Annotated in this window: 11 protein-coding genes; 9 read left to right on the top strand and 2 right to left on the bottom strand. The window is 68.2% G+C overall.

The window, feature by feature from the left end; genetic code table 11:
• Positions 1-76 precede the first annotated feature (76 nt).
• The gene (locus ACSHZY_RS13750) at positions 77-1,489 is read left to right on the top strand and encodes an alkaline phosphatase D family protein (protein ID WP_435170033.1); all 1,413 of its coding nucleotides are present in this window, start codon (positions 77-79) and stop codon (positions 1,487-1,489) included.
• A gap of 3 nt (positions 1,490-1,492) precedes the next feature.
• Here ACSHZY_RS13750 and ACSHZY_RS13755 read toward each other — a convergent pair whose 3' ends face one another.
• Both ACSHZY_RS13755 and ACSHZY_RS13760 read right to left on the bottom strand, forming a co-directional pair.
• Positions 1,493-2,695, bottom strand: a complete 1,203-nt coding sequence (locus ACSHZY_RS13755; RefSeq protein WP_435170035.1) for a hypothetical protein — start codon at positions 2,693-2,695, stop codon at positions 1,493-1,495.
• Positions 2,692-2,970, bottom strand: a complete 279-nt coding sequence (locus tag ACSHZY_RS13760; RefSeq protein ID WP_435170036.1) for a DUF6525 family protein — start codon at positions 2,968-2,970, stop codon at positions 2,692-2,694. Before ACSHZY_RS13760 ends, ACSHZY_RS13755 begins: the two co-directional genes overlap by 4 nt.
• Before the next feature lie 255 nt (positions 2,971-3,225).
• Between ACSHZY_RS13760 and urtA the strand changes: the two genes are divergently transcribed.
• From urtA to ACSHZY_RS13800, 8 genes are read left to right on the top strand one after another with little or no spacing between them, the layout of a single operon-like run.
• Positions 3,226-4,521, top strand: coding sequence for an urea ABC transporter substrate-binding protein (gene urtA, locus ACSHZY_RS13765; RefSeq protein ID WP_435170038.1), 1,296 nt, complete (start codon positions 3,226-3,228; stop codon positions 4,519-4,521).
• Positions 4,522-4,537: 16 nt separating this feature from the next.
• A complete protein-coding gene (gene urtB, locus ACSHZY_RS13770) occupies positions 4,538-6,427 on the top strand; it encodes an urea ABC transporter permease subunit UrtB (RefSeq protein WP_435170040.1) in 1,890 nt (629 codons plus the stop codon).
• 1 nt (position 6,428) lies between these two features.
• Complete coding sequence (gene urtC / locus ACSHZY_RS13775) at positions 6,429-7,541, top strand: urea ABC transporter permease subunit UrtC (RefSeq protein WP_435170042.1); 1,113 nt, start codon at positions 6,429-6,431, stop codon at positions 7,539-7,541.
• Positions 7,538-8,281: an urea ABC transporter ATP-binding protein UrtD gene (gene urtD, locus ACSHZY_RS13780; protein WP_435170043.1), complete on the top strand. Its 744-nt coding sequence runs from the start codon at positions 7,538-7,540 to the stop codon at positions 8,279-8,281. Before urtC ends, urtD begins: the two co-directional genes overlap by 4 nt.
• The gene (gene urtE, locus ACSHZY_RS13785; RefSeq protein WP_435170044.1) at positions 8,278-8,973 is read left to right on the top strand and encodes an urea ABC transporter ATP-binding subunit UrtE; all 696 of its coding nucleotides are present in this window, start codon (positions 8,278-8,280) and stop codon (positions 8,971-8,973) included. Before urtD ends, urtE begins: the two co-directional genes overlap by 4 nt.
• A 14-nt stretch (positions 8,974-8,987) precedes the next feature.
• Positions 8,988-9,764, top strand: a complete 777-nt coding sequence (locus ACSHZY_RS13790; RefSeq protein ID WP_435170046.1) for an urease accessory protein UreD — start codon at positions 8,988-8,990, stop codon at positions 9,762-9,764.
• A gap of 10 nt (positions 9,765-9,774) precedes the next feature.
• A complete protein-coding gene (locus tag ACSHZY_RS13795; RefSeq protein WP_271975774.1) occupies positions 9,775-10,077 on the top strand; it encodes an urease subunit gamma in 303 nt (100 codons plus the stop codon).
• A 6-nt stretch (positions 10,078-10,083) separates the two neighbouring features.
• Positions 10,084-10,638, top strand: a complete 555-nt coding sequence (locus ACSHZY_RS13800) for a HupE/UreJ family protein (RefSeq protein WP_435170048.1) — start codon at positions 10,084-10,086, stop codon at positions 10,636-10,638.
• Position 10,639: the final 1 nt, after the last annotated feature.

Genomic DNA, 10,639 nt, shown 5'->3' on the forward strand with positions numbered 1-10,639 from the left:
CGAAATCAGCGGGTTGCATCCGGGGGCGGAAGCGCCACAAAGCGGTGGCAACGCGCAAGACAGGGATACACACGCCATGCAGATACTCGGTCCGGTGCTGTTTCTGGACGCCGTGGCGCCCGACGGGGTTCATCTGGCCGCGCTGTTCCTGGCGCCGAAGGGCCAGCAGCCCCCGCCGGTGGAGGTGGGTGGCACCTTCCTCCCCGCCGTGCCGATTGCCGAATACGACGCGGTGACGATCTTCCGCGCCCGCTTCCTCCTGCCCCCGCGCCGGTCGGAATACCGCTGGAACGGCACGGCCTTTGCCGTGCAGGGCGATCTGTCCGGCCCTCTGCGGATCGCCTACGTGTCCTGCAACGGCGAGGAGATCGGCGATCTGGGCCGCGAAGGGTCGGAACGCAACGCCATGTGGGCGCGGCTGGGGCGCGATCATCAGGCGGACCCCTTCGCCCTTCTGTTGCATGGCGGCGATCAGGTTTATGCGGATGAGGCGACGGACGACCATCCGCTGACGAAAGGCTGGCCCGACAACCTGCCTGACGAGCCGTCCGATGAGGCGCTGGCCGATCTGCGCCACCACCTGCGGGAACGGTTCCTCGAACGCTATGCCGCGCTTTATGCCTCGCCGGAATTTGCGTGGGCCGTGGCGCGGATTCCGTCGCTGATGCAATGGGACGACCATGACATCTGCGACGGCTGGGGCTCGCTGCGCCGGAAGGCGACGGAATCGGCCGTCGGCCGCACCCTGTTCGACGTGGCCCGCGAAGCCTTCCTGATCTTCCAGGCCGCCGCGCCGGAAGGCGACCTGCCCCCGCGCTTCCCCGACCCCTCCGGCGCCCATCTGGGGTGGGAGGTGCGCGCCCCCGGCCTGCGCCTTCTGGCCCCCGACCTGCGGTCCGAACGGCGGCGGGACCGGATCATGGGCCCCGGCGGATGGGCCTTCATGGACGGGCAGGCCCCGATGGCGAAGGGCGAGAAGTGCCTTCTGATGTCCAGCGTGCCGCTTCTGGGGCCGCGCCTGTCGCTTCTGGAAAACGTGATGGGGCTGGTGCCGCGCATGCAGCGGTTCGAGGATGACCTGCGCGACCAATGGCAAAGCCACGCCCACCGCGCCGAATGGCAGCGGATGCTGCGGCGGATGGTCACCCTCGGCCCCAAGGGCGGCGACATCGCCGTTCTGTCCGGGGAAATCCATCTGGCGGGCCGTGGCCAGATGCGTTTGGCGGAAGGCACGACGCTGAACCAGCTCGTGGCCTCCGGCATCTCGCACCGGCCGCCGCCGAAAGGGTGGGCGCGGTTTCTGGGCGCGCTGTCCAGCCTTGGCGACTCGCCGCTGGACGGGCATCCGGTGCGCATCGGCCGCATCCCCGGACAGGCCGGCCGCTATGTCGCGCAACGCAACTACCTGACGCTGCGGCGCGAAGGGAGTGCGTGGCACGCGCAGTGGGAGTTGGAGGACAGCGGGACGTCGCCCGTCCTCCCCCTCTGACGGCTAGTGCTGCATCCCGCTGCCGCCCACGACGACGAGGTTGTAGGGCGCACCCTCCACCGGAATGTCCTGCGTGGTCTTTAGCGTGTCGCCAGACACGACGTGCAGCATCCCTTCGGCGGGGTCGGTGACAAGGATCTGCCCGCCCGCCGCCGCAAGGCGCGGGCGCGGGTCGTTCCAGTGACCGTCCATGGAATAGGGGCCGGTCACGCGCGCCCCATCCTCCACCGTGCCCTTCAGCACGTTCAGGCGGTGCAGGGTGCCATCCTCGGTCAGGACATAGGCGTATTGCGGCTTTGCCGGATCCAGCACGAAGTCCACCCGGCGGAAGGGCAGCTTCACGAATGTGAAGTGGGGCTCATCCTCGGGGTCGACCACGACCACACCGTCCGCGCCATAGTTGCCGACGAAGACCTGCATCGCCTGCGCGCCCAGAAGGGTGCCGGTCGTGCCTTCGGGCCAGTCGGCGGGATAGGGCAGCAGGTTGAACTGCGGCGTGTCGCCTTCGCGCACGGTCAGCACGCCTTCCTTGCAGCCGGCGGCCAGATAGGCGCCGGACAATGCCTCGCCATGGATGCCGGTGCAGGTGGCCAGATCACCCGCCGCCGTGCCCTCCGCCGTGAAGGCCTGAAGGCCCAGACGGGGCGGCGCCGCGTCCCCCTCCACCGGCGCGTCGGAGGCGACGGAGGACAGAAACACGTCCCCGAACGGCAGCGCGAAGCCGTGATGCGCGCGGCCCTGCGGGAAGCGGACGGGGTCGGCCGTGCCGTCGGTCAGCGCGGCATCCGACAGGAACTCGGCATAGCCGCCCTTGTCATACTGGATGGAGGTGGTGCCCCCGTGAGCGACCACGTGGAACGGGCGCGGGCCGGTCAGGACCGCGTCCATCGCCAAAGGGTCCGACAGCGACAGGTCCGAATGGTCGCCGTGCGACACCAGACGAACGCCGCTGTTCAGAAGGTTCACCTGATCGTCGTCGGACTGCACGGCCACGACCGCCGCGCCCCCGGCGGCGGAATACAGCTTCGCCTGCCCCTTGATGTCGAAGGTCCAGCGGGTGTCGGGCGCGTTCAGGTCGAAGGCGGTGATCTTCGGCGCGTCGTGATCGCCGATGAACACGCGCCAGACGGCGTCCTCGGCCAGGGATGGGGTGGCAAGACACGTGGCCAGCGCGGATGCGGCGGTCAGAAGGCGGGTGTGGATCATCGTTGTCCTCCGTTCGATGGGTGATCGGTGCCCCAGGTGCGGGGGGCGTCGCGGGCCAGCAGCCGCGCCTCGGCGGCGCACAGGCAGGCGCGGGCGTGATGCGGGCAGGCGTTTTCCTTCATCGCGCGCTGCCACAGGCGCAGGGCGGATGACGCGCTCCACGGCAGGGCGGCGTCGCGCAGCCAGCCGCGCAGATCCTGCGGAAGGTTGTCATAGCGCGCCATCGGGCTGACCGAGGTCCGCCGTTTCAGGCTGGTGCACAGGTTGCGCCGCATTCCGGTATATCCGTTATAGTATTACGTTACATCCCAGTTACGGAGGATTGGGCGAAAGGGCAACGGGATTTTTGCCGCCTTGGTTTTCGCCTTCTGCCTGCGAAACAGGCGGTGGGGATGCGCGCTGCCCGCTGCACAGGCAGATCCGGGCGCGTGGCCCTGAACGCCCCGCCTTCGCTTGTCGGCTTCAGGATGATGATCCTATCACCGGAATACAGGCGGCACGAAGGACCGCCGCGAAGACAGGGTGGGGACATGTTGAATTTGAAATGCGTTGTGGCCGGCGCGGGGTTGGCGCTGGCGGTTTCCGGTGCGGCGGATGCGCAAACCGCACCCACGGGCGAGCCGATCAAGATCGGGGTGCTGCATTCGTTGTCCGGAACGATGGCCATCTCGGAAACCACGCTGAAGGACACTGTCCTGATGCTGGTGGACCAGCAGAACAAGGCGGGCGGCGTCCTGGGCCGCCCGCTGGAAGCCGTCGTCGTGGACCCCGCCTCGGACTGGCCGCTGTTCGCCGAAAAGGCGCGCGAGCTGCTGACCGTGTCCGACGTGGACGTGATCTTCGGCGCCTGGACCTCCGTCAGCCGCAAATCCGTCCTGCCGGTGCTGGAGGAGCTGAACGGCCTGATGTTCTACCCCGTCCAGTACGAGGGCGAGGAATCCTCGAAGAACGTGTTCTACACCGGCGCCGCGCCCAACCAGCAGGCCATCCCCGCCGTCGACTACATGATGGAGGAGCTGGGCGTCGAGAAGTTCGCCCTTCTGGGCACCGACTACGTCTATCCGCGGACCACGAACAACATCCTGTCGGCCTATCTGGGCGACAAGGGCGTGGCGGAGGGTGACATCTTCACCAACTACACCCCCTTCGGGCAATCGGACTGGTCCAAGATCGTGGCCGATGTCGTGGCGCTTGGCGCGGACGGCAAGCAGGTGGGTGTCATTTCCACCATCAACGGTGACGCCAATATCGGCTTCTACAAGGAACTGGCCGCCGCCGGTGTTTCGGCCGAGGATCTGCCCGTCATCGCCTTCTCGGTCGGTGAGGAGGAGCTGTCGGGCCTGGACACGACCAACCTTGTCGGCCACTTGGCCGCCTGGAACTATTTCGAGTCCGCCGACACGCCGGAAAACAAGGCCTTCATCGACGGCTGGCACGCCTTCACCGGCGACGACACCCGCGTAACGAACGATCCCATGGAAGCCACCATGATCGGCTTCAAGATGTGGGTGCAGGCGGCGGAAAAGGCCGGCACCACCGATGTCGATGCGGTGCGCGAGGCGATGTATGGGCAGGAGGTTCCAAACCTGACCGGCGGCGTGGCCAAGATGCTGCCGAACCACCACCTGACCAAGCCCGTCCTGATCGGCGAGATCCGCGACGACGGCCAGTTCGACATCATCAGCCAGACCGAACCCGTGGCCGGCGATGCCTGGACCGACTTCTTGCCCGACTCGGCGGTGCTGGAGGCCGATTGGCAGGAACTGGATTGTGGCATGTACAACACCGAAACCAAGACCTGCGTGCAGCAGAAGTCGAACTACTGACCCGAACGGATCGATGATGCGCGGATTGCTGCCCCTTCTGCTGGCGCTGGTGCTGGCTTTGCCCGCCCATGCGCAAGACGTGGCGGCCGTGCTGGACGCGCATCGCGAGCAGATCGAGAAGCCGTCGCGCACCACCATCGGCCCGGTGATCGACGCGCTGGCCGCCAGCGGCGACCCGCGGGCCGCGACGGTTCTGGCCGCGTGGGAGGATCGTCGCCTTGGCGTGCTGGAGGATGGCACCTTCGTGCTGACCGACGGCGACACGGTGACAAACCTTGCGGGCCAGCCGGTGGAGGGCAAGGCCACAACCCTGCGGCCGAATGCCGGGGTGCGGGGCCTGATTTCGGGGGCGCTGGTGCAGTTCCAGCTGACCGATCCCGATCCGGCGGCGCGGGTGGCGGCCATCGACGCCATCGCCCGCAACCCGTCGGCCGACCACCTTCCGCTGGTGCGCGCCGCGCTGGCCAAGGCGCCCGATCCGGCCCTGTCGCGGCTGGAACGCCTGCTGACCCTGCGCTTCGATCCCGATCCGGCGGTGCGGGTGGCGGCGATCGAAAGCTTCGGCTCCACCCTCTCGCTGGACGTGCGGGCGGCGTTGAACCCGCTGCTCGCCACCACCCGCGTGGCGACGCTGGGGGAACCGCAAGGCAACATCGCCCGAAAGATCCCCCTGTCCGAACTGGGGCGCGAGGGGGCCTATGACCTTCTGGTGCAGGCGAACCTCGCCCCCGCCCGCCTGACGCGTGAGGGTGCGCAGCAGGCGCTGGTCGCCCACATCCAGAACGGTCAGGTCGCGGGCATCCCCGTCGCCCGCCTGAACACGCAGGACGCCCGCGACGACGCCTATTCCGCACTGGAAGCCTCGGGCGCCGTGCCCCCGGCCGCGACCGAGGATGAGGTGGACGCCGCCCTCGCCTCCGCCACCATCGCCGATGTCTATGCCGAACCCGACGCGCAGGTGACGGACGCCGCCCGCGCCGCCTTGCGCGGCATCGGCACCAAGGTGGGCGCGATGCAGTTCGCGGACCTGACGCTGGATGCGGTGTCGCTCGCCTCCATCTACTTCCTGGCGGCCATCGGCCTCGCCATCACCTTCGGCGTCATGCGCGTCATCAACATGGCGCATGGCGAATTCATCATGATGGGCGCCTATACCGGCTACGTGGTGCAGCAGGTCGTGCCGAACTACACCCTGTCGCTGGTGATCGCGCTGCCGCTGGCCTTTCTTGTCACCTTCGCGGCCGGCGTCGCGCTGGAACGGCTGGTGATCCGCCATCTTTACAAACGCCCGCTGGAAACCCTGCTGGCCACCTTTGGCGTGTCGATCATGCTGCAACAGCTGGCCAAGAACATCTTCGGAACCCAGGCCCGCCCCCTGACCGCGCCGGACTGGCTGTCGGGATCGCTCGTGATCAACGACGTGGTGCAGGTCAGCTGGATCCGCGTGGCAATCTTCGTGCTGGCACTCCTGTTCCTCGGCCTCTACCTCTTCATCATGCGCCGCACCCGTCTGGGGCTGGAGGTGCGGGCCGTGCAGCAGAACCCGACCATGGCGGCGTCCATGGGCATATCCCCTGGCCGGATCAACATGCTGGCCTTCGGGCTGGGGTCGGGCATCGCGGGGATCGCCGGGGTGGCCATCGGCCTGTTCGCGCAGGTGACGTCGGAACTGGGGCAGCAATACATCGTGCAAAGCTTCATGACCGTGGTCGTGGGGGGCGTGGGGTCGATCTTCGGCACGCTGGCCGGGGCCGCGCTGATCGGCTTCCTGCAAAAGGGGATCGAGTGGCTGAATCCGTCGAACACCCTTGCCGCGCAGACCTACATGATCCTGTTCATCATCATCTTCATCCAGTTCCGGCCGCGGGGCATCATCGCCCTGAAGGGCCGCGCGGCGGGGGACTGACATGCGCCGTTCGACCCTGATCTTCCTGGCGCTGCTCGCCGCCTTCACCGTGATCGTCACGCTGATGGCCGGGGGCGGGATGATGTCCACCTCGTTCGTGAAGACGCTGGGGATGACGCTGTGCCTGTGCCTCGCGGCCGTGGCGATGGACCTCGTCTGGGGCTATGCGGGTATCCTGAGCCTTGGCCACATGGCGTTCTTCGCGCTTGGCGGCTACATGATCGGCATGTGGCTGATGTACGCGCGGACCGAAGGTATCGTGGTGCAGGCCCTGTCCGGCAGCCCCCTTCCCCCCACGGCCGAGGAGATCCGGCAGGGCATCGGCGGCCAGATCTTCGGCGTCGTCGGCACCTCCGACATCCCCCTGATCTGGAGCTTTGCGCATTCCCTGCCGTTGCAACTGCTGCTGGTCGTGCTGGTGCCCGGCCTGCTGGCGGCGGTCTTCGGCTGGCTCGCGTTCCGCAGCCGCGTCACGGGCGTCTACCTGTCGATCCTGACGCAGGCGATGACGCTGGCGCTGGCGCTGTACCTGTTCCAGAACGACAGCGGGTTGCGGGGCAACAACGGGCTGTCGGGGTTGCAGAACCTGCCGGGCGTGTCCGCCTCGCAGGATGCGACGTCGCTGTGGCTGTTCTGGGCGTCGGCCTTGGCGCTGGCCTTGGGCTATCTGCTGGCGGCTTGGGTGGTGGGCGGCAAGTTCGGGTCCGTGATCCGCGCGATCCGGGACGATGAACAGCGGGTCCGCTTCCTCGGCTATCCGGTCGAAGGGTTCAAGCTGTTCGTCTTCACCCTGACGGCCGTGATCGCGGCCATCGCCGGCGCGCTTTATTACCCGCAGGCCGGCATCATCAACCCGGCCGAAATGATGCCCATCGCCTCCGTCTACCTTGCGGTCTGGGTCGCGATCGGCGGGCGCGGGCGGCTTTATGGCGCGGTGATCGGGGCGGCGGTGGTGTCGCTTCTGTCCAGCTGGTTCACGGGCGGGCGGGCGCCGTCCATCCCCTTGGGCTTCTACACCATCGACTGGGTGGACTGGTGGCAGGTGCTGCTGGGCCTTGCCTTCGTGCTGGTCACGCTGCTGGCACCGAAGGGCATCGGGGGGCTGTTCCGATGAGCGCTTTGCTGGAGGTGCGCGGCGTCTCCGTCAGCTTTGAGGGGTTTCGCGCGATCAACAACCTGTCCTTTGCCATCGACAAGGCCGAGTTGCGGGCTGTGATCGGCCCGAACGGCGCGGGCAAGACGACCTTCATGGACATCGTGACGGGCAAGACGCGGCCCGACGCAGGCGACGTGATCTTTGGCGACCCGCCCCGCTCCCTTTTGCGGATGACCGAGGCGCAGATCGCCCGCGCCGGCGTCGGCCGCAAGTTCCAGCGCCCCACCGTGTTCGAGGATCAGAGCGTCTTCGCCAACCTGATGATGGCCCTGCACGCCCCGCGCAATCCCTTCGCCGTGCTGCGCTTCCGCCCCACGTCCCGCCACCGCGACCGGGTGGAGGATCTGGCCGAGGAGGTGGGCCTTGCCCCCCACCTGCCGCGCATTGCCGGAGAGCTGTCGCACGGGCAGAAGCAATGGCTGGAGATCGGGATGCTTCTGGCGCAGGAACCGCAACTGCTGCTGGTGGACGAACCCGCCGCCGGCATGACGCTGGCCGAACGCGAGCACACGACCACCCTGCTGCGCCGTCTCGCCACCACGCGCGCCGTGGTGGTGGTCGAACATGACATGGAGTTCGTGCGCCGGCTGGACTGCCGCGTGACGGTGCTGCACGAAGGTTCGGTGCTGGCCGAAGGATCATTGGACCACGTGACCGCCGACAGCCAGGTGATCGACGTTTATCTGGGGCGCGGATGATGCTGAAGACCGAAGGCCTGACCCTGCATTACGGCGGCAGCCAGATCCTGCACGGCATCGACATGGAGGCGCGGGCCGGAGAGGTGACCTGCATCATGGGCAACAACGGCATGGGGAAGACCTCGCTGCTGAAGGCCATTGCGGGAACGCATCCACGATCCGGCGGGCAGGTCTGGCTGGACGGGGAGGAGCTTGGTCTCCTGCGCCCCGAGGCGCTGGCGAAACGGGGCGTGGCCGTGGTGCCGCAGGGCCGCATGATCTTCCCGCTGCTGACGGTGACCGAAAATCTTCAGACTGCCCTCGCCACCCGGCCCAAGCCCCACAAGATCCCCGAGGAGGTCTACGACCTCTTCCCCGTCCTGCGCGACATGGGCGGGCGGCGCGGGGGCGATCTTTCCGGCGGGCAGCAGCAGCAGCTGGCGATCGCGCGGGCGATGATGATGAACCCGAAGCTTCTGCTGCTGGACGAACCGACCGAAGGCATCCAGCCCAACATCATCCAGCAGATCGGCCGGGTGATCCGCTATCTGCGCGACAAGGGCGACATCGCAATCGTGCTGGTCGAACAGTATTTCGACTTCGCCTATGACCTGGCCGATCACGTCTACATCCTGAAGCGCGGCACGGTGGACGTGTCCGGCGCGCGGGACGTGTTGGGGCGGGACCGGATGAAGGCGGCGGTGTCGGTGTGAACGCGCCGGTGCGCATGGAACGCAGCGCTGGCAAGGCCCATGCGGCGCTGGCGATGCAGGGCGGGCGGATGCGCCTGACCGCGCTGCGCCAGCAGGGATCCGCAAAGGCGATCCTGCCGCGGGTGGAGGGGCCGCCCGAGGTCGTGTTCCTCAACACCTCCGGCGGGCTGACGGGCGGGGACCGGCTGGAGATGTCCTTGGACGTGACGGGCCGCGCCGTGGCCACGACGCAGACGGCGGAACGCGCCTATGACGCCGGGGGCGGCGTGGCGACGGTGCGGGTGTCGCACCGGGTGGATGGCTGGCTGGACTGGCTGCCGCAGGAAACGATCCTGTATGATCGCGCGCAGGTGGACCGCATCACCCGCATCGACCTTGCCCCGAACGCCGGCTGCCTGATGCTGGAGATGCTGGTGCTGGGCCGCGCCGCGATGGGCGAAACGGTCCGCGACCTGCACCTTTCGGACCGGCGAGAGGTGTGGTGCGACGGCCGCCCCGTTCTGCTGGAATGGCTGCGGCTGAACGATGGGGCGCTTCAGGCGGGTCCGGCGGGGCTGGCAGGCTCGCGGGCGATCGCGACGCTTGCCATGGTCGGTCCGGGCGCGGAAGATGCGCTGGACCGCGCTCGAGCCGCTTTGGGAGTGGAGGGGGTGGAGGCCGCGGCCTCGGCCTTTGACGGCAAGATGGTGGTGCGGATGCGGGCGGGCGATGGCTGGCCGCTGCGCCGGCAGGTGGCGCAACTGCTGCGGGCCTTGCGTGGGGCGCCCCTGCCCCGCGTTTGGCAGATATGAAGGAACGACGATGAATCTGACGCCAAGGGAACGCGACAAGCTGATGGTCAGCCTGGCCGCCATGGTGGCCCGGGGCCGGCTGGAACGGGGGGTGAAGCTGAACCACCCCGAGGCGATGGCCCTGATCACCGATTTCGTGGTGGAAGGCGCGCGGGACGGACGCTCCGTCGCCGACCTGATGGAAGCGGGCGGACAGGTCCTGACCGCCGACCAGTGCATGCCCGGCATCCCCGAGATGATCCACGCCATCCAGGTCGAGGCGACCTTCCCCGACGGCACGAAGCTCGTCACCGTCCACCATCCCATCCGCTGAGGTTTCATGAAACATCTCCTGACACTCGCCCTGATCCTGTCGCCCACGCTGGCGCTGGCCCATGCGGGGCATGACCATGGCAGCCCGTTCCAGGCGGGCCTGACCCATCCGATCGGCGGGACGGACCACGTGCTGGCGATGGTGGCCGTCGGCCTTTGGGCGGCGGTGACGGGCGGGCGGGCCTTGTGGGCGATGCCACTGACCTTCGTGGCCGCCATGGTTCTGGGTGGGGCGATGGGCATGGCGGGGGTGGCCCTTCCGGCGGTGGAGCCGATGATCCTCGCCTCCGTCATCATCGTGGGGGTGGCGGCGGCGCTGGCGCTGCGTCCGGGTCCGGCCGTCGCTCTGGCGGCGCTGGCGGTGTTCGGCGTGGCCCACGGTCATGCCCACGGGGCCGAAGGGCCGCAGGGCCAGATGGTCGGCTATGCCGCGGGCTTCGTGATCGCGACGGCGGGCCTGCATCTGGCGGGCATCGGCGCGGGCCTTGCGCTGCACCGCTTCGCGCGCGTGCTGGGCGCGGCGGCCGCGGCCGGTGGCGTCCTTCTGGCCTTCGGGGGCTGAG

The organism is Falsirhodobacter sp. 1013 (genome assembly GCF_051195255.1).
Taxonomy (GTDB): domain Bacteria; phylum Pseudomonadota; class Alphaproteobacteria; order Rhodobacterales; family Rhodobacteraceae; genus Falsirhodobacter.